This is a genomic window from Paenibacillus sp. MT86 (genome assembly GCF_058792535.1).
Map to the genome: position 1 here is coordinate 5,831,654 of NZ_CM179499.1, position 24,862 is coordinate 5,856,515.

The following is a 24,862-nucleotide window of genomic DNA, read 5'->3' on the forward strand; positions in this document are numbered from 1 at the left end:
CCCTTATGTTAATGCATGATTTCTTTCTTGTTCACCTTCACGCCAGATAATGACCGATCGAACATGTCTAGGATAAATAAGAATCGTTCAGCTTCACGGAAAACATGATCTGCTAATAAAGGATGAATGATGCTTTTGATTCGGCACTCTTCAATTAAGTCGCGCGCAGTTTTCTTAAAATCGCGCAATGATTTGACTGAAACGCGGTTTTCATCAACAAATTGACTTAGTAATGGATGGGTTTGCGATTCTGGACGCATGGAACTTAGATCAATGGCTTGAAACATCAACGTATCAAAGTCTTGGCTAAACTCCCTTGCTTGTTCCACTAATTTTCGCTCCGATGGATCAAGCAGATGACCTATAAATTTTGCATGGTCAGCCATGATTTTTAGGAAAAAGACATTTTCATCGATAATCGCATCAGGTAATGGCTCAAGTCTCCCGTTATTGAGTTCCTCTAACCGATTTCTAAAGTAATTTGCTTCTCGGCTAACATGATCTACAAGCAACGGGAAATTTGTCCCCCCAGGGAGCTGGCACCTAAGTATAAGTCCAAGTACCTTCCTCTTAAATGCCCAAATGTGTGCAGCGGCATTGTGAACTTCTGAATTAAACTGTCGAATTGTTTGTGGATCGGTATCTGCTTGATATGCATGCGATCTTCTTTCAATATCCTCAAAGATGGCATGAAATTGATTAGCCTCATTGATTAACTGCGTATCTTCACATCTAAATCCTAATCGAAGAAAAAAGGAATGTTCTTTCATAATGCGTGACCAAAAACGTATTTCGTCTAATGACCTGACTACAAAAGGATCCGACAACCTTACCCCACCTTTCGGCACACGAAATAAGACAACCATTTATTGTGGCTCGATACAATGTATATGGGGATGGCATGTTTCAATATGCTATGTTAGAAAATTATGTAGAAAAAACAATTAGGCGTTAAAACGTATAGGATATTCCTAGTTGGCTTAATAGTATGGGCTGTTAGTCTTGCAGCCACATTTCTAGGCGTAATGGAAATTGCAACTGCCGCGTGTTCAATGCATTGTAGTAAATTTTACCTACCTCTGATATACTGACATTATTACTATTGTCATGGGTGCGTGATCAATCAGATGTGGAATAAAGAACTAAAAATAGCCATTCGAGAGAAGCAAAGCGTAACCGTATACCTTACCAATGGCGAAGTATTACAAGGCATACCGGATTCTTGTACAGATCGCTTAAAGATGCGAAGTGTTTATGGGCCAGTCTGGGTGCCATTAGATGAAGTAAAGCATGTGAGTCGATTAATACGGCTAAACATAAAAAAAGAACCTACTGGCATTAGCTAGTAGGCTTTTTTGCTATCTAAAAATGAAATGAACCTGGGTACCGTCCGGGTATCCCTCCAAATAGTTGCCTACCCAGCTGCCTGCTCCTCGATTGTCGGATGGATCTATGTATTCGACACTTGCACCGTCTCCTCCTTCGGCACACATGGCCATCGGCCACTCATCCCGATCATACCCTTTTTTCGTAGGGATTCCCTTTAGTGAAGAACTCCTGTTATCCTCTGCACCTGTTCGATCAATGGTACAAACATCGGAATGGCCGGATTCAATGGCCTTTTTTCCGTCTCAGGATATTTATCCGCTGGAAACTCTAATTCGACAACGGTACCCCGTATTGGTGGGTATACATCACCGTCACCTAACTCCGGAAAATAATTAAGGACCAACCAAACCAATAACAAAGATAAGACCACTGTTCCAAATTTCAAGAATAACTTTTTCATACAAATTGCTCCCCCATTCAAACAAAAAAATCCTTGCCAGCATAGGCCAGCAGGAATTTTCTTACCGATGCCTTCAGTTTACTTTTTTTAGTATAAGCAAGTTGGCATATATTTGTAAATCACGAAGAGGAGAGCCTCAGAGCCTGTCAAGAGTGGAGTGATATATACATATGAAGCAAAGATGTTCTTGGATTGAGGCAGATCCTCCTAACCTAACTGTTGAGAGATAAGATTTGATCAGTTCGTTTTTATGTACAATGGACTTAATTGAAAACGGGGACGGGAGTTCCGCCCCTTTTTACCGAAAGGTGCTAATCGAATCAAGTTAGAAAAAGTGAGTGGTGAAGCTCTATTTATTGCTCATTATTTTAATACTTATATGGATCGCCCAATTTATTTAGGTCAAGTGTCACTATTCATTCGTACACATAATATGCACTATCTCATGATGAAAGGGAGAAGACCAAAATGAATCAACAAAGCCATAGCATTCAAGGTAATCAACAAAGGGAACCACAGCCTTATCATTACGGCCATGAGCATGACCATCACCCACATTTTCATCCATATAGCCACCCGTCAGGACATCATATGATCCATCATCACCACCATCATCATCACCACTTTCACCACCACTACCAAATGAGGAGAGACGAAGATTAATCATAGAATAAGATAACAATAAGGCGAGAAGAGTTACGCCCTCATGCTGCCGAGCGTGTCATTCTCGCCTTTATCTATGGGGGTAGCCCCACACATATTAGTAGGCTCGCGTGATTTTATAATAAAAGGCTCCCTCTCGGGATCCTTTTAAATAACGGTATTAAGGTTTTTAAAGCCTTACTTACATCATGCCGCCCATGCTTTTTGGGCGGTTTCCTGTTTCCCCACATTGTTAAAAAGTCCGGTGTATCAAGGTTTTTGGTCTGTTGATTCCATGGAATATTATCGAGTAAAAATGACTATGTGGGGAAATGTGTGGGGGATGTGGGGTGAGGCTACTGGCATTTAATTATCTCAACCATCGGAATCATCTCCTATAGGGAGATTGTATAAGCTGCCTTTGTTAAAATGCCCGTTAGATGAACAAAAAACAGCCGTTTCGGATATCCTCCAAACTCAAAAGGAAAGTCAGGGCAAACTTCCCTGACGGTTTTCATGACCTACGCAGTTCAAGTCAGTAACTGGTCATTAGTTTTCAGTCCGTCAGCATCACGCCATGTTGCCGAAAGACGGTTTTCCCGCAAGCTCGTAGTTGTTTTCCTGATCAATCTTATCTTGCCGGAAGATAAGTCAGAACAACGACACCTGAACCGAATGTCTTTGTTTCCGCCAGTTTCAGCACTTTCTTATCGATCCCTTCTCCAAAGAGACGTTTTCCGTTTCCAAGCACAACTGGGAAAACCATGAGCCGATATTCGTCGATGAGGTCAAGCTGCATCAGCGTTTGAACGAGCGCGCAGCTGCCAAATACCAAGATATCCTTACCAGGCTGCTGCTTCAACTTGGATATTTCCTCCGTGATATTGCCCTTGATCAGCGAAGAATTGTTCCATTCCACTTTTTCCAGGGTTGTTGAAATCACGTGCTTGGGGTAACCGTTCATCATCCGGCCATATTCCCCTTCCTGCTCGATCAAATTAGGCCAAGCCGCTGCAAAATTAACATACGTTTCGCGTCCAAGCAGAAGAGCGTCGCTTGCTTTCAGTTCATCGAACTTGAATTGCTTTGTTTCCTCACTACGGAATTGGATCGTCCACTGCGGATTCTCCATGACGCCATCCAGCGATACAAACTCAGATACAACTACTTTTCTCATTTTCATTCTCCTTTTTTTTCAATGCTATCCGTCTGTCTGATTGTACGATAGCAAGAGTAATACAGGCATGTACCAGGTATTGTCGACGGACGCAATAAACAAGCCCAGCATCAGTCCCGCGAAGATAAGTCCCAAATTATTTTTCTTTATTTCCACGACTTGGTTAATCCTTCCGCACTTGCATTTTTCGTTGTTCACGAACTATATTTTAGCTTGAGACATGTGAACAGATTTCTCATGGATTGCTATTCCCAAATATTTGGATACGTTATGGAACGTCTTGGACATAAGGACGATGACACCACTCGTAATGTCTATACGCACGTAACAAAGACCATGAAAAAAGAAGCTTCCCACAAGTTCAGTGAACTCATGAGAAGCCTCTAATCATGTTACCTTATGTGGGGAAATGGCCTTCCCCACACTCACAAGCCCTTATAAATCAAGGGATCAGAGCCCGTTTTACATCATGCCGCCCATTCCACCCATTCCGCCCATGTCAGGCATAGCTGGTTTTTCTGGTTCTGGCTTGTCAGCGATAACCGCTTCGGTTGTCAGGAACATGGCCGCAACGGATGCAGCGTTTTGAAGAGCGGAACGCGTTACTTTGGCAGGGTCAACGATACCTGCTTCGAACATGTTCACCCAAGTATCGGTAGCCGCGTTGTAGCCGATGCCGATCTCTTCTTTTTTCAGACGCTCTACGATGACGGAACCTTCTTGGCCAGCGTTAGCTGCAATCGTGCGGATCGGCTCTTCCAGAGCGCGCAGAACGATGTTCACGCCTGTTTTCTCGTCGCCTTCAACTTGAACAGCAGCAACAGCGTTGTATACGTTAACGAGCGCTGTACCACCGCCGGATACCATACCTTCTTCAACCGCAGCGCGAGTTGCGTTCAGGGCATCTTCGATGCGCAGTTTGCGTTCTTTCAATTCCGTCTCAGTAGCCGCACCGACTTTGATAACCGCTACGCCGCCAGCCAATTTAGCCAGACGCTCTTGCAGTTTCTCTTTGTCGAAATCGGAAGTCGTTTCTTCCAATTGGTTGCGGATTTGTTTCACGCGAGCATCGATATCTTCCTTGTTGCCAGCGCCATCCACGATGATTGTGTTCTCTTTGGTTACGCGCACTTGACGAGCGGTACCCAATTGATCGATGGAAGCCGTTTTCAGGTCGAGGCCGAGCTCTTCCGTAATCACTTGACCGCCAGTCAATGCAGCGATATCTTGCAGCATGGCTTTGCGACGGTCGCCGAAGCCAGGAGCTTTAACAGCAACAGCGTTGAACGTTCCGCGCAGTTTGTTCACGATCAGCATCGCTTGCGCTTCGCCTTCGATGTCTTCCGCGATCAGTACGAGCGGTTTGCCTTGCTGTACGATTTTTTCAAGGATCGGCAGGATCTCTTGCGTGTTGGTTACTTTTTTATCGGTGATCAGGATGTATGGATTCTCAAGAACGGCTTCCATTTTATCCGTATCGGTGATCATGTATGGAGAGATGTAGCCGCGGTCGAATTGCATACCTTCTACTACTTCAAGCTCCGTCAAGAAGCCGCGGGATTCTTCAACGGTGATAACGCCGTCTTTACCCACTTTGTCCATTGCTTCTGCAATCAGTTGACCTACTTCTTCGTCAGCTGCGGATACGGAAGCGACTTGAGCGATCTCCTGATGGTTTTTCACTTCTTTCGCGATATTCGCAAGCTCGGTTACGGCTGCTTTAACCGCTTTGTCGATACCCTTGCGGATGATCATTGGGTTTGCGCCAGCTGTAACGTTCTTCAGACCTTCACGGATCATGGCTTGTGCCAGAACCGTTGCCGTTGTTGTACCGTCACCGGCAACATCATTGGTTTTGGTAGCTACTTCTTTAACGAGCTGAGCACCCATGTTCTCGAATGCATCTTCCAGCTCGATTTCTTTAGCGATGGTTACGCCGTCATTCGTGATGAGCGGGCTTCCGAATTTTTTCTCAAGAACCACGTTACGGCCTTTCGGTCCGAGCGTTACTTTAACTGCATTTGCCAAAGCATCTACACCGCGAAGCATGGAGCGACGGGCGTCTTCACTGAACTTAATGTCTTTTGCCATGGTATTACATACCTCCCTAGTGGATTATGGAATGGTAAAACAGGATATATTCAGGCTTTCATTAGCCTAAGATCGCGTGGATGTCGCTTTCTTTCATAATCAAATATTCTTTACCTTCGTATTTGATTTCTGTTCCAGCGTATTTGGAGAAAATAACGCGGTCGCCTTCTTTAACTTCCAAAGGTACACGTGCGCCGTCTTTCAGGGAGCCGCTGCCTACAGCAATAACTTTACCTTCTTGCGGCTTTTCTTTAGCAGAGTCAGGAAGTACAATCCCGAATGCCGTAGTTTCTTCTTGTTCGATCGGTTCTACCAATACGCGTTCACCTAAAGGTCTGATCATGAAAAAATAGCCTCCTTTAAATATGTTGTGATGCTTTTTTCAAAGCTTTATGTATTAGCACTCGACAACCCTCAGTGCTAACAACCAATTTTATGATACTCAAGTTGTCTTAAAATTTCAAGTCCTTTGCATGAATTTTTGATCATTTTTTTGCAATCCGGACTTAGGGAGAGGTTGTCCCTAAACCCCCTTCACCATTGTATCCATGACCAGCCAAAATATGCCTGAGGCTTTAGGAACACTACACGAATGGAACCATAGATCTAGTCATCATTCAGCAGAACAAAACAGCCCGAAGCATGCCCTTCCGCAGAAAGGTTTCATCTTTCATAAAACTGCGGATTCGTTGATGTGAGCTGAATAATTGCCAAATTGGCCTATAACTGCCGTCCGCCGGTTCCCCATGCTTCAACCAACGCGTTCCGAAACAAATCATCCAGCATTTGATCCAGATCCATGTCTTGATGTTTCTGATTCTTGGCCAGCCGCTCATATTCGTTCAATTTCTCTTCAATGAAAGCGTTAATGATAGGAAGCTTCGGTTCAATATTCATCTCTTCACCCGAACGTTTGCGAAGAAGCAATTGATCAATCTCCTGTTTCAGCGCACTTCCCTGATCTAATAAGCGATCCGTAAGCAGCTCGAATTCCATCGGAGGCATCTCGTTGTAGGCTTGAATCCAGTCGCATGCCAGGATCGGACGCAGTACATAGAAGTATTTTTTGATCTTAACGTCTCCCCCTTGCAAATACATCCGGTAGTTGCCTTTGGCCATGTTCAGGTAGTGGTGCATGCAAGATTTGGGCGAGAACGCAAGCGGAGATATGCTGCGGATTTGCTGGGCGATGCCAAGCGTCTCCTTATACTTGATGGGGGACTCCAGCCATTCAAGCAGGGGCGGATTCGACTTGCGAAAAAGCCCCAATGCTTTTTTCAAATCCCAACCGCTCATATCCAGCCTGTCGCTGATGGGCCGCTCAATCACATCTCGCTTGTCGAAGATCGATAAATACCACTCCACGGGCCTGATATAGATAAACCTTACGTCGTAATCGCTGTCCGTCGACGGGAAACCCCAGGCCCTGCTGCCTGATTCGCAGGCATACAGGATTAGGACCCCTTCCTCCCGCTCTATCCGCTCAAGTTCTTGTTGAATCGTCGATTTCATTTCCTGCGTTATATTCATATCCGGAATCTCTCCTTCTGTAGTTGCCGTGTAAATTTCCGATATCCTTATTGTCTTCCATGCGTTCCTATTTCAACAGGGCAAAAGTATGGCGATAACAAATTGATATTACAATATCCTTCCTTTATGCGGTCCCCTATCCTTGCTACAATAGTTACAGACTGGATCGCGTACAATCTAATATATGATTTGAAGGAGGGCGCCATGGCTCGGGAAAGCTTCGATAAAGAAATCCAATTTCTTCGTATTCTGGCGCTGGCCGGCGGCGCATACAACCGGCAACAACTGGCTGATCGCCTTGGCATTTCAGTACATACCTATGACAAAACGCTCCGAAATTTAAAAAATAAAATTGAATCGCTTCAGCCGCAGCTCTCCAAAGAACAAAGTCTTACCCTCTCCGAAGGTCTGCGCTATTCATACTATGAAACCGCTGATCCGCTCCTGCTGCTGCTGTTCCGCGGCAAATCGCTCAAAGCATCGGAAAGCTTGAGGCTATCCATGATCCTCACCCAGCTGCAGCATCAGCAGTTAACCGCGAAGGAACTCATCGAACGCTGCGGCGATCAATTCCCGGACGGAGAAACACTGCCCGATGAGAAGACGATACGCGGGGATCTCAAATACCTGGAAGAAGTCGGAGTCATCGTGAGGACAGGCGCAGAACGGCCGTACCGTTACAGGGGCGCCCGTGACCTCATCGATTCGTTGTCGGATGACGAGCTTCTTGATCTCTACGATTATGTGGACGTCATGTCGAACACGCAGCTCCCCTCTGTTCAGGGGTATATGCTTCGAGACAATTTAAAGAGGGCCCTGCGTAATCGTGACATCGCCGCACACTCGGACCCGGCCTATATTTATAAGTATCATTACCATTCACGCATATTGGATGAGGCGCATCTGCACACCATTTTTCAGGCGATCACCAAAAGGGCGAGGCTCCGTTTCCTGTATTTATCGCCAAAAAGCTCTTCACGCTATGCTTCCCGAAACACGAATCCGCTGTTCCATAGGGAATCCAAAGGGCTTCGGGAAACGGTGCTGCCGCTGCGCGTGATCTATGACCATCAATACGGCCGTTGGTACCTGATCGGTCATAACGGCAGACAGGGCCTCATGAAGTTTCGCATGGAAGGATTGACTCAAATCGAAGAAGGCGAAGTGGTTGAAGAAGAAGTATTCCAACAGCGACTCATGGAAACGCTGGCCGAATTCGAGCACAGCTGGGTTACCGATACCCGTAATCCCACCAAGGTCGTGGCCAGATTCTTTAACCCGGAGGGCGGCAAAGTGAATTTCGTGCTGAACCGGGTCAAGGCGCAAGGGCAATGGGGGACCGTTACCATGGAATCCGAGAGCTCGTTCTTATACGAAATTGAAGTGAACGGCACCAGCGAAATTAAGCCTTGGCTCCGCAGCTTCGGCTCCAGCTGCGAGGTGCTCCAGCCACGCTCCCTTCGGCAGGAGTTCATTAAAGAATGGAAGGAGATTGCCGCTTATTATGAGCCAGAATCCATTCGAGAAGATATTTAACTACCAGATCATAACAAGGCTTGAGGAAACCGACTCGATTGCCATTACCGCTCAGGAACGGGGATGGCTGAAAATGATGCTGATGCACCCCGAGGCGGCAAACGCATTTACGTCCGGCACCTTGGACCGGCTCAAGGAGCTCCTCTACATGGAGCATAGCGGTGCCGAGATGAAAGGGATCATTCTGGAGAAAGCCAAGGGACAGGAACGAAGCGTTTACCATCCGCATCTTCGAACCTTGCGCAGAATGATCATGCAGGATCAGGGCTTTCGCCTAAGCTACCGCACGAAGCATGGAGAAGCGCGCAGCAATCAGTCCGGTTTCCCTTACAAACTGGAGTACTCCATGATCAAACGGGAATGGATGCTGATCTGGTACAGCAAAAGCCGAAGAGGACTCATGTACACGAAACTCGATCATATTTTATATATACAAGGGACTTCGCTCCCCTCCTTCCGGATCGATCGCATAAAGGAACGGCTGCAAAAGCTGATGGAAAAACAGAAAAAGCAAGCGATCATTGAAATCCACCGGCGGTACAACGGGGAATTGTCGCGGATCCTTTACGCCTTTTCCTGCTTTGACAAAACGGTGCATTATGATGAAGCTTCCGATACCTACCGCATTCAGGTCTGCTATTTGGAGGATGAGTGCGAATTTCTGCTCTCGCGCATTCGCTTTCTCGGCCTGAGGGTGAAAGTCGTGGAAGGAAGCACGCTGCAGGCCCGAATGCAAGAAACCGCAGCGCTGGCTCTGGCGAGATATACGCAAGATGAAGGTTAGGACGACGCCATGACATGATTCCCATAAAGAAGACTGAGGCAATGATGAACACTAATTTCTAATCCATCATTCATTGGACAAAAAAACAACCCGCAAACCATACTCCCGAGGAGTGAAGTTTGCGGGTTGTTTTTATTCTTAAAGGATCTCTTATTTTGCAAAAAACAATACGGTCAGTCCTCTTCGTCTGCCCTTACGTAGCGGCTGTCCCGTTCCATGTCCGCCTCTAATTGCTTGCGATAGATCACGGAAGACAGAAACACGCTGAATTCATATAGAAGCAGCAGCGGAATCGTGACCAGGAAATCCGATATAAAGTCCGGCGGCGTGATGACGACCGCGATAAAGACCAGCGCGAAATACGCGACCTTGCGCATCTTGCGAAGCCGCAGCGGATTCAGAATGCGAATTCTCGTCAAGAACATCACCACAAGCGGAAGCTCAAACAGCAAGGCCAGCGGCAATACGAGATTGAACATAAAATTCAAGTAATTGGTAATGCCGTAGGTTTCCTGAAGCCCCATGCCCTGCGTAATCGCCGTGGTAAACGACAGCGTCATCGGAAATACGATGTAATAACCAAACGTGATCCCGACGATGAACAGAACAAACGCATACGGCACGTAACGTATGGCCGCTTTCTGTTCTTCTTTTCTCAGCCCCGGCTTAACGAACGCCCAGAGCTGATAGAAGATCAGCGGAACGGAAATGACGAGCGAGAAAATGGCGGCGATTTTCATGTAGATTCCGATGCCATCCCAAAAAGAGAAGGCATGCAGCTCAAAGTTTTTGGCTTCTTCGGCCGCCGTCAAATAATGATAGATCGGGTCCGCAACGAAAAGCCCCCCGACCAGTCCTGCTACGAATACCACGAGCACGATTATAATTCGTTTGCGAAGCTCGCCCAAATGCTCCACAAGCGCCATATCTTTCACTTGCTCCGACAAGTTAACCACCACCCTGTATGTGACCCTGACAAAACAAAATCCCTCCCGAAGGAAGGGACTTCACGCCTTGCTTTAATTCTATTCCGGAAGACGCTTGTCTTCAATCTTGGCTGGCTCAGCGGCAACGGCTTGCTGGGGAGCCTCTTCTTTCTTCTTCGCCGGTGCATCGTCAGCGATAATCTCCCGCGCACCGTCCTTAAACTCACGGAATGTTCTGCCGACCGCACGTCCCAGTTCAGGAAGTTTGTTCGGTCCGAACAAGAGCAGCGCCAAAATAACGAGCAAAATAATGCCCGGCACTCCAATTGTACTCATATCTGTTCTCCTCCTCGTCCTGCTTAATGCCTTCAAAAGGACTTCAGGATGACATTAATCCATCATGCCTTGCAGCTGCAACAGGTTTTTAACTAAAGAAAATCATCCGACTCCAGCAGTGAAACAAGCTCATATACCGCCATCATACCATAATGTAAATCACATATACAGTCCAGAAACGTGACAGTTTATTTACATAATTATCTAATAAGGTACTCGTTAGAGCTGCTCGCGATACTGGCCCGTTACCATCAACAGTGCCTCCGGAAGCTGATCCATGACCGCGGCCAGATTCTCGTGCACGCCTTTGGGAGAGCCCGGGAGATTGACAATCAAGGTACGGCCGCGGACGCCGCATACGCCCCGAAACAGCATCGCGCTCCGATTCTTCTGCATAACGGTAGCACGCATCGCTTCCGCAATGCCGGGCACTTCGCGTTCGATGACCCGCTTGGTCGCCTCCGGCGTAACATCCCGCACCGCCAGCTCCGTGCCGCCTGTCGTGAGGACAAGGTCCACTTGATAATAATCCGTAAGCTCGATCAATGCCGCGATAATTTCGTCCTGCTCGTCCGGTACGATCCGGTATTCGATGATTTCACCGCTCAGCTCTTCCTCCACCAATTCCCGGATCACTTGAGCGCTCGTATCCTCGCGTTCCCCCCGCGAGCCTTTATCGCTCGCCGTCAGGATCGCCGTTTTCCACACCATCTGCCCTCTCTCCTTCCCACTCGTCCGAATCTCCTGTATCTATGCTATGTCGTTTCTTGTATGTAATCCCCGCTCTTGCCACCGGTTTTGCTTACCAGCAGGGTCGGGCCGATGATCATGTCTTTCTGCAGAGCTTTGCACATGTCATAGACCGTCAGCGCAGCGGCTGAAGCAGCTGTCAAAGCTTCCATTTCAACACCGGTTTTGCCTGTGGTTTTCACGGTCGTTTCTATATATAACTCGTCTTTGGCGTTATCGCTGAACGCCACGTTCACGCCGGTCAACGGCAGCGGATGACACATCGGAATCCAGTTCGACGTGTTCTTGGCCGCCATAATGGCCGCAACCTGTGCCACGGCAAGCACATCTCCCTTGCCGATTTTCCCCTCCTGGATGCGGGCCAGCGTATCCGGATGCATACGGACCGTTGTCTTCGCTACCGCTGTCCGGGCGGTCACATCCTTATCACTGACATCCACCATTCGTGCTCTGCCTTGGTCATTAAAATGACTCAGTTCCATCTCTTATCCCTCCGCTGCAGGTCTGGTCTTCACGTTATGCCCCTGTTCCGTAACCAAACCGTCCAATACCCTATCATGTTCTTCCATAGGAACTTGTTCCAAGACCTGAACCTCGTAACCGATCCCCACCCACAAAGGCTTCTTGATCCGACGAGCGTTGTCTTGTGCTCCCTGGTTAAGCCTGTCCGACAGCCGGTCGTAATAACCGCCTCCGTATCCAAGCCTTCCGCCCATTCTGTCAAACGCAAGCCCGGGGACCCAGACGATATCCGGTCCCGGATGATTCCATTGTTGCGACCGCAACGGATCAGGCTCCGAAATGCCGTAAGCGCCGGCAACCAGCTCGTCCCAAGCCTGAAGCTTATACAATTCCATCGAACGGTCTTGGGGCAAGCTCCGTGGAACGATAACCTGGATCCCCTGTTTCCATGCCCATTCGATAAGAGGCCGGGAATCCAGCTCGGAACGAAAGGGAACATAAATCATCATGGTCTGAAGATGGAGACGATCCATCACCTCCGCAGCAAAGCCGCAGGCTTGCTTCGACCGCTTGGTCCGCTCTTCCTCTGATAACTCGTCCCGTCGCAATGCCATCGTTTTGCGCAGGGCGGCTTTTGCGGATGCCCGCTTCAAATCTTCCTCAGGGTTCACACGTGATCTTTCCTCTCACGCTTATAATTAAGTTTAGTTTACCACTGTTCCTTCCTTTAGCCAAGAATGACGGAAGTCGCCAATCATGGTCGATTGTTCGGTCATTTTCATGTACACTTAATTTAAGATAGAAGAAACGCATAAACTCCAAAGCACGCGATCATTCAGATTGCCATAAAACAGCGTCTACGCGCGTTCCGTCGGAGCATGTACGTCGGAAGTCGTTTTTTCTTATAATGAAGAATTAATGGAAGAATCATATAGAAAGATGGAGGTTTCACATAACATGCTGCTGCAAGCCAATGGCATTACGAAATTATATGGCGTTACGCCCGTCCTGGACGGGATCAATCTGCAAGTCCTTGAACGCGAAAGAATCGGCCTCGTCGGAGTCAATGGAGCCGGGAAATCGACGCTGCTTAAAATTTTGGCCGGCGAGATGTCCTATGATGGCGGACAAATCTTCAAAGCCAAGGAAACCACCGTCGGTTATCTTGCCCAGAACAGCGGGCTTCAGTCCGATTCCTCCATATGGAACGAGATGCTGGATGTCTTTACTCCCCTGCTGGAGATGGAGCGTGAGCTTCGTCAGATGGAGGAGCAAATCGCCGACCCCAAGTCGAGCGAAGATCCGAAGAAATACCAGGAGCTTCTGGATCGTTATGCGGTCCGCTCGGACTGGTTCAAGGATCAAGGCGGATATGAGATCGAAACACGCATACGCAGCGTGCTGCACGGCATGGGATTCGGCAGCTTTTCACCGGATACGTCCATTGCCACGTTAAGCGGCGGGCAGAAGACAAGGCTGGCCCTTGCAAAAATACTGCTGCAGGCACCCGACCTGCTGATGCTGGACGAACCGACCAACCATCTGGATATCGCAACCCTCACCTGGCTGGAGGATTATTTGCGCGGTTATTCCGGCTCGCTGCTCGTCGTTTCCCATGACCGGTATTTCCTGGATCGGCTCGTGACCACCATCGTGGAGATCGAACGCCGCCATTCCAAAAAATATACCGGCAACTACAGCCGGTACATTGAGCTGAAAGCAGCCGAATACGAATCCCAGCTGAAGCAATACGAGAAGCAGCAGGATGAGATTTCCCGCATGGAGAACTTCATTCAGCGTAACCTGGTACGGGCCTCTACGACCAAGCGTGCGCAGAGCCGCCGCAAAGCGCTGGATAAAATGGAGCGGCTCGACAAACCGCTGGGCGATCTCAAGAAAGCTCATTTTTCTTTTGAAGCCGAGTATATGTCAGGGAAAGACGTCCTTCACGTACGTGATCTGTCGCTTGCGTTCGAGCAGGACAAACCGCTGTTTCGGCAAGTTTCCTTTGATCTCAGCCGCGGGGAAACCGTAGCTTTGATCGGACCCAACGGGGTGGGCAAATCGACGCTCCTGAAATGCTTGATCGGTACCATGAAGCCGACGGCGGGGTCGCTGCAATGGGGTACAAAAGTGAAGATCGGCTATTACGATCAGGAGCAATCCGAGCTGAACCCAAGCAACACCGTCCTGGAAGAGCTGTGGGGCACCTATCCGCATATGGAGGAAGCCCGCATTCGTACCGTTCTGGGCAATTTCCTCTTCAGCGGCGAAGATGTCCTCAAGAAGATCAGCTCCTTAAGCGGCGGGGAAAAAGCACGCGTCTCGCTTGCCAAGCTCATGCTTCTGGAAGCCAACATGCTCATCTTGGACGAACCGACGAACCATCTTGACTTGTTTGCGAAAGAGGTGCTGGAATCGGCACTCATGGATTACGAGGGCACTTTATTGTTCATATCCCATGACCGTTACTTCCTTAATAAAATGGCGGAACGCATCATCGAGCTTCATCCGGACGGCATTCAACATTTCCTGGGTAATTATGACGACTATACGGAGAAAAAGCAGGAAATTCTTGATATGGACAACGAGCCATCCGAGCCGTTTGCCCGCCACACCCTGAAACAGGAAGGGAAAGCCGAGGCTCTGCCTGAGAAGCAAGGGGCCGTTTCCTTCGAAGCCGAGAAGCAGGCGAAACGGGAGGAACGAAGCCGTCAGCGCAGGCTTGCCAGCTTGGAGGAGCAAATTCATGTCCTGGAATCGGACATTACCCAATTGGAAACCGAAATGACCTTGCCGGAGATCTATCAGGATTATATGGCGCTCCAAGAACGGCAGCAGTCGTTAGAGGAGAAAAAGAGTCAGCTTGAGCAAATATTTGCCGAATGGGAGTCATTGCTGGAAGCCTAAAAAAAATTCACAAAAGTGTTTCAAATGAAGATTTACGATTATACACAAACTTATCCCCAGGAATGGTGCATAAGTTTATCATGAAAATGGCCGAAATGGCCATTTTTTTGTTGTTATACGCGGATCCCCGGTCCTATATCCAGCTTTATCCACTAAGTTATTCACATTATCCACAGTTTCCACCGGGAAATTTGAAAATCCTGTCCCCTCTTTTCAGCGTCTTGCAAAAGACCGATTTATCGACATTTTTCTCGGTTATGCACATTTTTTGGCGGATATGTGGATAACGTTGTTCACAACTTGACAGTGTTTGATGTTCTATATATTTAGCTCCTATATAGGGCCTACCTTTTATTATTTTGGAAAAAAGCGACCTTCCCCGTTCCGGGTTGAAGGTCGCTTGTGCCAATCTAAGTAAATGTAAGCAGCTGAGGTCCCTTAATCGCTTCGATGCCTAAACCGACATTAACGCCGAGTTGCATGCCGCAACGTATGCCAAGCCTGCGGCCATGACGATATCCTGGTGCACGGCCGTGCCGCGGAAGATCTTGCCGGCCTTCTCCACCGTTACCGCCGCTTCGGCATGCGCGTCCTCGCCGCTGCTTAAAGAATGCAGCTCCAGATCGCCAAACCGGATGTCGCTGCTGATTCCTTGGCTGATCGCCGATATGACGGCTTGCACGGGACCGTCCGCCACGCTGGAGTAGGTGGCTTCCGTCTGCTCGCTCAATTGGCGCAGCGTAACCGCGGCAACCCTGCTGCTTCCCGTGCCGGAAATGACCTGCGCCTCGGACAGTTCGTACACCTGTGCCGGCTTGCCCAATGTGCGGCTGACCATCTGCAGCAGCTGATCATCGCTGACCACCTTTTGACGGTCAGCCGTTTCCTTGAAGGTATCGTACAGGGATTCCATCTCGGCTCCCTCGAGCCGGACACCGTAACGGGCCAAGCGGTCCTTCAGGGCATGGCGGCCGGAGTGCTTGCCCAGTACGATCATGCTTCGCGGAATGCCCAGCTTCTCCGGATCCATAATCTCGTAGGTGCTACGATCCTTCAGAAGACCGTCCTGGTGAATGCCGGATTCATGCTGGAAGGCGTTCCGGCCGACCACGGGCTTATTGAAGGCGATCGGAAAATGCATCGCACCGCTGACGAGGCGGGATACCTCGTACAGCTTCTCGGCCGTAATGCCCGTCTCTGCCCGCAGCATGTCACCCCGGGTAGATAGAGCCATGACAAGCTCTTCCAGCGCGCAGTTGCCTGTACGTTCGCCCACCCCGTTCACGGTGACCTCAATTTGACTCGCGCCGTTCTCGATCGCGGCCAGGCTGTTGGCCACGGCTAGACCGAGATCGTTATGGCAGTGGGCACTGTAGGCGACCCTCTTCCCGCCTCGGGCGCCTTCCCGCACGCGCCGGAACATCTCGCCGTATTCGTTCGGAAGCGCATATCCGACCGTATCCGGCAGATTGATGATCGTGGCTCCCTCTTCGATAACGGCCTCCACCATCTCGATCAGGTCGTCGATGCCCGTTCGGGAAGCATCCATCGCCGTGAATTCCACCACATCGCTGAATTGCCTCGCATAAGCCGTCATTTCACGCGCCCTTGCCACGACTTCCGGACGGCTCATGCGCAGCTGGTGGCGAAGATGGATGTCGGAAGAGGAAATAAACAGGTGAATCCGCCTTCTCGCCGCATCCTGGGTTGCCTTGACGGCCGCATCAATATCCCCTTTTACCGCTCGAGCGAACCCGCAAATCTCCACCTGCTATAACTGCCTTGAAATGGCCTGCACAGCGGCGAACTCTCCGGGACTGGACACCGGAAACCCGGGCTCCATCACGTCAACGCCCAATTCCGCCAGCTTTCCGGCCAGCACCATCTTCTGCTCGGGCTGGAGACTTGCCCCTGGTGCCTGTTCTCCGTCCCGCAATGTCGTATCGAAAATTCGGATCGTTCTCTTGGATTCATTCATCTTCCGATATTCCTCCTTCGTTAGGGTACAACCCTGATTTTCATTCGATTGGATTCCGTTGTTCTATCCAACTGGTTATGTTCAATGCACGTCCGCACGTCGACTTGCGTCCGCTTCCCACCCTGCTGCTGCCGGCAGCAAAATAGCCCGCCATCTCTTATATCATAAGAGACGACGGGCTAAAGACCCTCCGTGGTACCACTCTAATTGACACGCCATGCTGTTCAGCGATGCTGACGCACGCACGTGTCCACTCACCGTCCATGATCTCCTCATGCCGGCCGGGTCATGAAGAGAATGGACTTCCCGATGACGGAGGAACGCCGTAAGAGAGTCCTATCTGCATTCTTGGCATTCGATCCGGATCTATCAAATCATCCGACCTGCAGACGTTCCCTCTTCCGCTCCCGGGCGAGATTCGAAGCTTGCTGCCGCTGCGTTGCACCAAAACCGCAGCTCTCTGTAGACAGCTCCCTTCTACTGCTCCCGTTCATCGCGTTTATACGATATGCTGTTATGCAAAAGCTTCCTGATATCCGGCTCCCTTTACCGGGTATCTTTAACTCTTTAAGCACTTCTTCGTTGTTATACGCCTTCTGCCTGATCCGAGTTCCCGCTGCCTCACCATGCAAAAAAGCCTGCCATCTCTTATGCAAGAGACGACAGGCTATCCTATCGCGGTACCACTCTTGTTGACTCTAAATCCTAGGTCATTGCAAACCCGGACCTTAAAGCCCCCTCCATCGCCAAATCACAAAGGATTTGTGCGCAGCCGTTCTCACGGAGGCCATCCCGTAGCAAGGTCAAGCTCCGCAATGTCATCTCTGCCTTAGAGGCATTTCATTGCGCGAGGTTCCCCTGCTCCGCTCCCAGGTGAGTTCAGGCTCCTGTCGTCTGCGTTGCACCGTCCCGCAGCTCTCTTCATCCAAGGTTCACCTTACTGGTCCTGTTCTTTGCGTTTCAACATTCTGGAATTTGATCATGATTATACGTTCTGGACAGAGACGTGTCAAGAAGCTTTAGCTTAATGTTCAGCCCAAAATTCCAGCGACATTTGCGGATCAGCCTTCATATCCAGCGGCGTAAAGCTCTCCCGCTTCCATTTCAAATGCGCCGCGGCCGCAATCATCGCTCCGTTATCGGTGCAATATTGAAATGGCGGGATCGTCAGCGGGATTCCTTCCTGCCCGCACCGCTCGGACAATGCTTGACGAAGTCCGCGATTGGCGGCTACGCCCCCGCACAGCAGCAGCTGTTTGGCATCGTATGCTTTGACCGCGCGAACCGCCTTCTCCACAAGCACCTCCACGACGGATTCCTGAAAGCCCCGGGCTATCGCTTCCGTCCGAACGTCCTCTCCACGCATTTTGCTCTGATTGACGACATTTAATACAGCCGATTTCAAACCGCTGAAGCTAAAGTCATAAGAATCCGGATCCAGCCATACGCGGGGAAGATCCACGACTTCCTCGGCTTCCAAGGCCATTCGGTCGACATGTGGGCCTCCCGGATACGGGAATCCAAGCGCCCTTGCCACCTTGTCGTACGCTTCGCCAACCGCATCATCCCGCGTCCTGCCGATTAACTCAAAGCTGCCCTCGTCTTTCATGTAGACCAGCTCGGTATGGCCGCCGGAAACAACCAGCGCCATGCAAGGATAGGCGATGTCGCCCACAAAGCGGTTTGCGTAAATATGACCCGCAATATGATGCGTGCCGATCAGCGGCTTGCCCAGCGCAAAGGCCAGGCTTTTGGCCGCCATGACGCCCACGAGAAGCGCTCCGACCAAACCGGGACCCTGCGTGACGGCGATTGCCGACAAATCCTTCATTTCGATCCCGGCCTCGGCTACGGCCTGCTCAATAATTAACGTAATGCTCTCCACATGCTTGCGGGAGGCCACCTCGGGCACCACCCCGCCGAATGCTTTATGCGTTTCAATCTGGCTGGCAATGACGCTGGACAATACCTCGCAGCCATCCTTTACGACGGCAACCGAGGTTTCATCGCAGCTCGTTTCTATCGCCAAAATGCAGCTGTGCTGCCGGTCTATTTTTTCATCCTTCATGATAGCCTTTGACTTCCTTCCTCGCCATCGTCCTCCCGATAAGGGGGCAGATCTGCCCACATGATGAGTGCGTCTTCCTGGTTATCGGAATAATACCCCTTCCGGACACCGGCTGGTTTAAACCCTTTTTTGATATATAAACGCTGGGCAACGTGATTGGACACCCGAACCTCGAGCGTCATTTTCTCCATCCCCATATAGGCAGCGGTCTTCATCAGTTCCGTCAGCAGCCGATCGCCCCACTTGCGTCCGCGATACTGCTCCAGCAGGGCAATATTCGTGACGTGCGCTTCATCCACGATCGTCCACATGCCGGCATACCCTACGGTTCGGCCTTCGTATTCCATAATCATATAACGCGCAAAATGATTCAGTTTCAGCTCATTATGAAAGGCTTCCTCGGTCCAGGGCACGGTAAACGCTTCGCGCTCCACCTTGAGAACCTCCGGTATATCCTCCAGGGTCATCAGCCGGAAGGACAAACCTTCTTCACCGTCCGCCGGCTTCTTCTGCTCGTCCATTACGAATCCTACGCTCCCTTCACCGCTTGCGCAGCAGGTTCGCTTCCGCTTCGGAAAGCTGTGTATAATTGGGCACCAAGGTATGCACATCATCCGCTTCCCCGGCGAGTAATCTGGCTGCTCCCAGATACCCCATCCAGCGGCCCTCCAGCGAGTACGGATGAATCCGGAGCCTGTCTCCAAACCACGGCTCCAGACCTCGAGCGGCCTCCGCATGAAGCTCCACTTCCCCGATAAACCATATGCAGACCGGGCGCTCCCCTTCAGGCAGCTTGCCGATTCGTTCCTCTATGGCTTCCACCCAGGACTGCATCAGGCGGATGCCGTCCGTCTCCATACGTACCAGCGCTTCCGCTTGGCGTTTTGAATCTGCAGCGAATAATGCCGTATACACTTGTCCCCGTCTGGCATCCAGCAGCGGAACGACCCAGTGGACTCCCTTTTCTCCCGCCGTCTCGCTCCATCCGGATTTCAAGCCCCCCCATGCCAAAGCATGCAGGCTGGATACCCCGACGACCGGAAGCTGATTGGCCCATGCCAATGTTTTGGCTGCGGTCACCGCTATGCGGATGCCCGTATAGGAACCTGGCCCCACTCCTACGGCAATGCCGTCTACCTGGTCCATGCCAAGGCCGGCTTCCGCAAGCGCCTGATCCATCACGGGGTGCAGGTGCACCGAGTGGTTGCGGTCCGCATTCGTGTTAACCTCCGACAGCAGCTTGTCCTGCTCCATCACGGATACCGCCAGCGAAGCCGTCGACGTATCCAGCGCCAAAAACCGCTGCTGCGGCTTTTTGTCATTGTTGTTCATTCATGCTACCCCATTTTTCATTCAAATCCCGGCACCACTCGCCATAAGGCCCGCCCTGGCTTGAAAGTGTGATGATCCGGTTCGTTTCGTCCGTCGTTTCTAGCTGGATATGAAGATACTGCTCAGGCATAAGCTCGGTGATCAGGCTGCTCCATTCCACGAGACAAACCCCGTCACCATAAAAATATTCGTCCAGCCCAAGCTCATCCGCCTCATCGAGCGACAAACGGTATACATCCATATGGTAGAGCGGCAGACGCCCCTCATATTCTTTAATAATGGTAAACGTCGGACTATTCACAACCCCGTTCACCCCAAGATGCCGTGCAAATTGTTGGGAGAATGCCGTTTTTCCTGCTCCAAGATCCCCGTCCAGACCGATGACGGTCCCCGGCTCCGCCCTCGCGGCCAGCCAAGCAGCAAGCTGCTCCGTCTCCTCCAGACTGCTTGAAGTCATTCGAAACCGGCCCTCCGTACGGCCATTATTCACTGATAACCCACCCTTTATTTAGTTTGCCCATATCTCAAAATACTTGATCTTCATTATATCGGTCCTCCCAATCCGCTGCAAGAACATGCGTTTTTCTGGATTGGCAGAGATGAAAAAAGAAAGGGTTACACGAATTTCAAACACTGACACGATGCAGTCAAAGTTCAAGCACTATAGTGAAACCAACACCCGGAGGAACCATGATAAAAAACCATAGGAGGATGACAATGAACGGAACAAATCAACCGAATGTAATCTCTTTTTCTGAAACGGCCATAACTCCCTTTCGCATTCAAATTCCGGAGGCGGACCTGATGGATCTAAAGGAACGTTTGGGCCGTACCCGCTGGCCTGATGATCTGGAGGATAACCACTGGGATTATGGCATGCCGCTTCCTTACTTGAAGAAGCTGTCCGCCTATTGGAAGGATTCGTACGATTGGCGTAAATATGAAACCATGTTGAATCAATTCCCACAATTTACGACCACGATCGATGGACAAAACATTCACTTCCTGCATGTTCGCTCACCTGAACCCGATGCGCTGCCTCTAATCGTTACCCATGGCTGGCCGGGATCGGTCGTGGAGTTTATGCATATGATTGAACCGCTCACCAACCCAAGCAAGTACGGCGGAAATCCGTCCGACGCTTTCCATCTCGTTATTCCCTCCCTCCCGGGTTTCGGCTTCTCCGGGCACACAAAGGAACGGGGATGGAATATCGAGCGCGTGGCAAAAGCATGGGATGAACTTATGCTTCGACTAGGGTATGAACGTTATGGAGCTCAAGGAGGGGATACGGGGTGTATGGTTTCGGCTGAGCTTGGCCGGATTGCCGCAGAGCGTATCGTTGGCGTTCATTGCAATGGTTTGTCGGTGTTTCCGAGCGGCGATCCGGCTGAAACCGAGAACCTTACCGCTGCAGAGCAGCTGCGCTATGATGAATTAGCCGGAGGCGGCTTTGACGGGTCCGGCTATGCCATTTTGCAAGCGACCCGACCCCAGACACTATCCTACAGCTTAACGGATTCCCCGGTTGGGCAGCTAGCATGGATTGTAGAGAAGTTTAAGGAGTGGACCGATCCAAACGCAGGTCTTCCTGAAGAGGCGGTAGACCTTGATCTCCTTCTTACGAATGTCTCGATCTACTGGCTGACGGCAACAGCAGGCTCATCTGCAAGAATCTATAAAGAAAGCTCCGGCAATTGGGGAGCGCCGGCACCGTATTCCTCGGTACCTACCGGCGTCGCGGTTTTCCCTAAGGACCTCTCGATCCGCAGTATGGTCAAGCGCCAATACAACATCGTGCACTGGTCGGAGTTCGACCGGGGCGGCCATTTCGCCGCATTGGAAGCTCCTGATCTGCTGATGGATGATATCCAATTATTTTTCAGAGGGCTGCGTTAACGGCAAATTATACGCAAACCAAACACACCTTATCCGGTTTCCGACAGTACGGAAACCCGAACAAGGTGTGTTTTCATGCCATTTCAAGCTTCTGCAAGGAAGCTAAGCCCCTTTAATCAGGCTATTCGCCTTCCTTCAGCCGGTCCACATTCACCGTCAGCGTGTTGGTCGGACGGGAACCAACCTGAACGGTAGCCATCCCGTTCTGCGGATCGATCTGCTCGATCCAGACTGGCTCCCCTTCCAGGTTCACCTTGTAAGTATCCTTGGAGTTAAAAATCTCCACGGCGCGCTGCATCTCCATACGTTATGATCCTCCTTCTTCCGGTTCTCTTGGCGATTCGTCCACGACCTCCATCGTGTCGGTGGTGGATGGGCCGATCAGTCCGTTATCCATCGTGACATTGCCTCCGCCAAGGCCTTCGTTAATCATCCGGTCAATATCGAACATGGTAGATTCCCGAGAGATCTCGCTCTCCTCCGAGGTCAGGCTGTTCCAATCCACCATGTCGCCGTTCACCGGTTCGGATGCGGAATGGTCCGAGGCTCTGTCCTTCTGTATCTCTTCCGACGTTTCGGTTTTTCTAGACTCCATCATGAGAAGATTACCTCCTTTTACAGGCAGCGTTCATCGTCAATATGCCACAAACAGGTTCTAATTATGCAATCCTGAGCTATAACTCATACTAGAGTCTTTTTTTGGGCACACTACTAGAGGTAGTTCAAAAAATTATAGTCGTCGTTTATAACGTTTACTACACGGTCATACCCAAAACATATTAGAACTTGATAGGAGGTTTCATAGAATGCATACGGTTTGGAAGGGCGCGATCAGCTTTGGTCTGGTGCACGTGCCGGTGAAGATGTTCTCGGCTACGGAAGACAAGGATATTTCGATGCGGTACATTCACAAGGAGTGCGGCAGCCCGCTCTCCTACATCCGCAAATGTCCGGTATGTGAAGAGGAGGTTGCCTGGGAGGAGATTACGAAGGGCTATGAGTACGAGAAGGGAAAATTCGTGTTGTTCGAAAAAGAAGAGCTGGAGCAGCTCGCCGAAGCGAACAGCAAAAACATCACCATTCTGGACTTTGTCGATCTGACCGAGATCGATCCGATCTACTTCCAGAAGACCTACTATCTCTCGCCGGATCAAGCAGGTGCCAATGCATACCGGCTGCTGCTGGAAGCGATGAAGCAGTCCGGCAAAATCGGCATCGCCAAAATTGCCATTCGCTCCAAGAGCAGTTTGGCTGCGATTCGCGTGCTGGATGAATGCCTGTCGATCGAGACGATTTTCTACCCGGATGAAATCCGGCCGATTTCGCAGGTCCCGAATTTGCCTGAGCGAACCGAGGTCAACGCCAAAGAGCTGGATATGGCCAAACTGCTGATTGACCAGTTGTCGACTCCCTTTGACCCTGAAAAATATACGGATGATTATCGCGAACGCCTCCTGGACCTGATCAACAGCAAAGTGTCCGGCGAAGAGATCAAGATTGCCCCTGCCCGTCAGGAGACCAACGTTGTGGATCTGATGGCAGCCCTTCAGGCCAGCATCGAGGCCGTCAAGCCGATCGGAACGGACCCGGGCACCAAGCCGAAGCCGCGTAAAACGACCCGGAAGACCGCTGCCAAAGAGCCTGCAGCCAAGGTCAGCGGCGGGGAAGCTGACGCGGATGCACCAAAGCCGAAACGCCGGACGGCCAAATCCAAGAAATCCGATTCCCCATCCTAAAGCCGCATGGGACAGTTGCAAAATTTGCTGCCGAAAGAGCCGATGGCTCCGATCTCGACGGATCAGATTACGACCGGCGAAGATTGGGGTTATCAGCTGAAATGGGATGGCGTACGCATTCTGGCCGGGCTTGACCAGAACCGCGTATCCCTGTATTCCCGCAAGCTGCTCGACAAAACATCCCTGTACCCCGAAATCGTTCAGGCATTATCCGTCCTGCAGGATCGGCGTCTTCTCCTGGATGGCGAGGTCGTGTATTTTCATCCGGAGCTTGGCCGCCCCGTCTTTCAGAAGGTTCTTCAGCGGGAGCGTTCGCGTACGGTCAGTACGAGCGCTCCTCTGTTTACTTATGTGCTGTTCGATATCTTGGTGGATGGCGACGAGGACTTGCGCAAGCTGCCTTATCTGGAACGTCATCATCGTCTCAAGGAGACGGTTTCCGACATTCCGGGCCTGCTGACCGCCGATCTGTTTCTTGAAGGCGAACCGTTATGGGACTGGGCGGAACAGCGCGGTTGGGAGGGCATTGTCATGAAGCGCCTCTCCTCGCCATACCGTGAGGGCAAAAAGCATCGGGATTGGTACAAAAAGAAAATTGCCGTGAACATGGCTGCTTCCGCCGTCGCCATGATCATCAGGGAAGGTCGCGTAGCCAGCCTCGTCATCGCAGACGACGATGGGAACTACATCGGCCGGGCTTCCCTGGGGCTCAATGAGCAAACGAAGAAGAAACTGCTGCAATATGCCGAAAGCCATCGTGCTGACGCGATATGGAGAACGCTCCATACCGACCTGAAGAAAGAACAGCTGGCCTGGCTTAACCAGCCTTTATCAGTCCAGGTCACATTTCTCGAGTGGAGCCAGGATGGCATGATGCGCCATCCCAAACTCGTATCGATTGAGGGGGTGTAAACCA

General features: G+C 50.5%; 24 protein-coding genes, 2 pseudogenes and 1 other annotated feature. Of the genes and pseudogenes, 6 read left to right on the forward strand and 20 right to left on the reverse strand.

Annotated elements, in window-relative coordinates:
• Window positions 1-8 precede the first annotated feature (8 nt).
• From AC3RCL_RS26440 to AC3RCL_RS26475, 8 genes and pseudogenes are all read right to left on the reverse strand, one after another.
• Window positions 9-770, reverse strand: a complete 762-nt coding sequence (locus AC3RCL_RS26440; protein ID WP_249732824.1) for a DUF2935 domain-containing protein — start codon at window positions 768-770, stop codon at window positions 9-11.
• Window positions 771-1,358: 588 nt separating this feature from the next.
• Window positions 1,359-1,789 (reverse strand): annotated as a pseudogene (locus AC3RCL_RS26445) (NucA/NucB deoxyribonuclease domain-containing protein).
• A 412-nt stretch (window positions 1,790-2,201) separates the two neighbouring features.
• Window positions 2,202-2,456, reverse strand: coding sequence for a hypothetical protein (locus AC3RCL_RS26450; protein WP_213579692.1), 255 nt, complete (start codon window positions 2,454-2,456; stop codon window positions 2,202-2,204).
• A 606-nt stretch (window positions 2,457-3,062) separates the two neighbouring features.
• A complete protein-coding gene (locus AC3RCL_RS26455) occupies window positions 3,063-3,608 on the reverse strand; it encodes a dihydrofolate reductase family protein (RefSeq protein ID WP_127589995.1) in 546 nt (181 codons plus the stop codon).
• A 24-nt stretch (window positions 3,609-3,632) separates the two neighbouring features.
• Window positions 3,633-3,764, reverse strand: coding sequence for a hypothetical protein (locus AC3RCL_RS26460; protein WP_267132934.1), 132 nt, complete (start codon window positions 3,762-3,764; stop codon window positions 3,633-3,635).
• Between the two features lie 306 nt (window positions 3,765-4,070).
• On the reverse strand, window positions 4,071-5,699 hold the full coding sequence (gene groL / locus AC3RCL_RS26465) for a chaperonin GroEL (protein ID WP_009593977.1): 1,629 nt from the start codon (window positions 5,697-5,699) through the stop codon (window positions 4,071-4,073).
• A gap of 61 nt (window positions 5,700-5,760) precedes the next feature.
• Complete coding sequence (groES, locus tag AC3RCL_RS26470; protein WP_006212454.1) at window positions 5,761-6,042, reverse strand: co-chaperone GroES; 282 nt, start codon at window positions 6,040-6,042, stop codon at window positions 5,761-5,763.
• Between the two features lie 377 nt (window positions 6,043-6,419).
• Window positions 6,420-7,229 (reverse strand): nucleotidyltransferase domain-containing protein, encoded by an 810-nt coding sequence (locus AC3RCL_RS26475; protein WP_492532976.1) that lies wholly within the window; start codon window positions 7,227-7,229, stop codon window positions 6,420-6,422.
• Window positions 7,230-7,433: 204 nt separating this feature from the next.
• Here AC3RCL_RS26475 and AC3RCL_RS26480 point away from each other — a divergent pair, with 204 nt between their 5' ends.
• Complete coding sequence (locus tag AC3RCL_RS26480; protein ID WP_492532978.1) at window positions 7,434-8,765, forward strand: helix-turn-helix transcriptional regulator; 1,332 nt, start codon at window positions 7,434-7,436, stop codon at window positions 8,763-8,765.
• On the forward strand, window positions 8,734-9,549 hold the full coding sequence (locus tag AC3RCL_RS26485; RefSeq protein ID WP_492532980.1) for a WYL domain-containing protein: 816 nt from the start codon (window positions 8,734-8,736) through the stop codon (window positions 9,547-9,549). The genes AC3RCL_RS26480 and AC3RCL_RS26485 overlap by 32 nt, the downstream gene beginning before the upstream one ends.
• 173 nt (window positions 9,550-9,722) lie before the next feature.
• Here AC3RCL_RS26485 and tatC read toward each other — a convergent pair whose 3' ends face one another.
• The 5 genes from tatC to AC3RCL_RS26510 form a co-directional block, all read right to left on the reverse strand.
• Entirely contained in the window at window positions 9,723-10,496 is a 774-nt protein-coding gene (tatC, locus tag AC3RCL_RS26490) for a twin-arginine translocase subunit TatC (RefSeq protein ID WP_015737287.1), read from the reverse strand.
• A 78-nt stretch (window positions 10,497-10,574) separates the two neighbouring features.
• The gene (locus tag AC3RCL_RS26495; RefSeq protein ID WP_009593973.1) at window positions 10,575-10,811 is read right to left on the reverse strand and encodes a twin-arginine translocase TatA/TatE family subunit; all 237 of its coding nucleotides are present in this window, start codon (window positions 10,809-10,811) and stop codon (window positions 10,575-10,577) included.
• Between the two features lie 219 nt (window positions 10,812-11,030).
• Complete coding sequence (locus AC3RCL_RS26500; RefSeq protein WP_009593970.1) at window positions 11,031-11,522, reverse strand: MogA/MoaB family molybdenum cofactor biosynthesis protein; 492 nt, start codon at window positions 11,520-11,522, stop codon at window positions 11,031-11,033.
• Window positions 11,523-11,566: 44 nt separating this feature from the next.
• Complete coding sequence (gene moaC, locus AC3RCL_RS26505; RefSeq protein WP_009593966.1) at window positions 11,567-12,043, reverse strand: cyclic pyranopterin monophosphate synthase MoaC; 477 nt, start codon at window positions 12,041-12,043, stop codon at window positions 11,567-11,569.
• Window positions 12,044-12,046: 3 nt separating this feature from the next.
• The gene (locus AC3RCL_RS26510; protein ID WP_492532984.1) at window positions 12,047-12,694 is read right to left on the reverse strand and encodes a 5-formyltetrahydrofolate cyclo-ligase; all 648 of its coding nucleotides are present in this window, start codon (window positions 12,692-12,694) and stop codon (window positions 12,047-12,049) included.
• 286 nt (window positions 12,695-12,980) lie between these two features.
• Between AC3RCL_RS26510 and AC3RCL_RS26515 the strand changes: the two genes are divergently transcribed.
• Complete coding sequence (locus tag AC3RCL_RS26515; protein WP_492532986.1) at window positions 12,981-14,933, forward strand: ABC-F family ATP-binding cassette domain-containing protein; 1,953 nt, start codon at window positions 12,981-12,983, stop codon at window positions 14,931-14,933.
• A gap of 454 nt (window positions 14,934-15,387) precedes the next feature.
• Here AC3RCL_RS26515 and AC3RCL_RS26520 read toward each other — a convergent pair.
• From AC3RCL_RS26520 to tsaE, 5 genes and pseudogenes are all read right to left on the reverse strand, one after another.
• Window positions 15,388-16,911, reverse strand: a pseudogene (locus AC3RCL_RS26520) (2-isopropylmalate synthase).
• A gap of 164 nt (window positions 16,912-17,075) precedes the next feature.
• Window positions 17,076-17,414, reverse strand: a binding site (T-box leader).
• Window positions 17,415-17,935: 521 nt separating this feature from the next.
• A complete protein-coding gene (gene tsaD, locus AC3RCL_RS26525) occupies window positions 17,936-18,979 on the reverse strand; it encodes a tRNA (adenosine(37)-N6)-threonylcarbamoyltransferase complex transferase subunit TsaD (protein ID WP_492532988.1) in 1,044 nt (347 codons plus the stop codon).
• The gene (rimI, locus tag AC3RCL_RS26530; protein WP_096776542.1) at window positions 18,976-19,500 is read right to left on the reverse strand and encodes a ribosomal protein S18-alanine N-acetyltransferase; all 525 of its coding nucleotides are present in this window, start codon (window positions 19,498-19,500) and stop codon (window positions 18,976-18,978) included. Before rimI ends, tsaD begins: the two co-directional genes overlap by 4 nt.
• Before the next feature lie 19 nt (window positions 19,501-19,519).
• Window positions 19,520-20,311 (reverse strand): tRNA (adenosine(37)-N6)-threonylcarbamoyltransferase complex dimerization subunit type 1 TsaB, encoded by a 792-nt coding sequence (gene tsaB / locus AC3RCL_RS26535; protein ID WP_492532990.1) that lies wholly within the window; start codon window positions 20,309-20,311, stop codon window positions 19,520-19,522.
• On the reverse strand, window positions 20,298-20,768 hold the full coding sequence (gene tsaE, locus AC3RCL_RS26540) for a tRNA (adenosine(37)-N6)-threonylcarbamoyltransferase complex ATPase subunit type 1 TsaE (protein ID WP_492536479.1): 471 nt from the start codon (window positions 20,766-20,768) through the stop codon (window positions 20,298-20,300). Before tsaE ends, tsaB begins: the two co-directional genes overlap by 14 nt.
• Before the next feature lie 260 nt (window positions 20,769-21,028).
• Here tsaE and AC3RCL_RS26545 point away from each other — a divergent pair, with 260 nt between their 5' ends.
• Window positions 21,029-22,210: an epoxide hydrolase family protein gene (locus AC3RCL_RS26545; protein ID WP_492532992.1), complete on the forward strand. Its 1,182-nt coding sequence runs from the start codon at window positions 21,029-21,031 to the stop codon at window positions 22,208-22,210.
• 121 nt (window positions 22,211-22,331) lie between these two features.
• Here AC3RCL_RS26545 and AC3RCL_RS26550 read toward each other — a convergent pair whose 3' ends face one another.
• Together AC3RCL_RS26550 and AC3RCL_RS26555 are read right to left on the reverse strand one after the other, a co-directional pair.
• On the reverse strand, window positions 22,332-22,514 hold the full coding sequence (locus AC3RCL_RS26550) for an H-type small acid-soluble spore protein (protein WP_015737296.1): 183 nt from the start codon (window positions 22,512-22,514) through the stop codon (window positions 22,332-22,334).
• Window positions 22,515-22,517: 3 nt separating this feature from the next.
• Window positions 22,518-22,808, reverse strand: coding sequence for a hypothetical protein (locus AC3RCL_RS26555; RefSeq protein WP_492532994.1), 291 nt, complete (start codon window positions 22,806-22,808; stop codon window positions 22,518-22,520).
• Between the two features lie 208 nt (window positions 22,809-23,016).
• Here AC3RCL_RS26555 and ku point away from each other — a divergent pair, with 208 nt between their 5' ends.
• Both ku and AC3RCL_RS26565 read left to right on the forward strand, forming a co-directional pair.
• Window positions 23,017-23,946 (forward strand): non-homologous end joining protein Ku, encoded by a 930-nt coding sequence (gene ku, locus AC3RCL_RS26560; protein WP_096776546.1) that lies wholly within the window; start codon window positions 23,017-23,019, stop codon window positions 23,944-23,946.
• Window positions 23,947-23,952: 6 nt separating this feature from the next.
• The gene (locus AC3RCL_RS26565; protein WP_492532996.1) at window positions 23,953-24,858 is read left to right on the forward strand and encodes an ATP-dependent DNA ligase; all 906 of its coding nucleotides are present in this window, start codon (window positions 23,953-23,955) and stop codon (window positions 24,856-24,858) included.
• Window positions 24,859-24,862 lie beyond the last annotated feature (4 nt).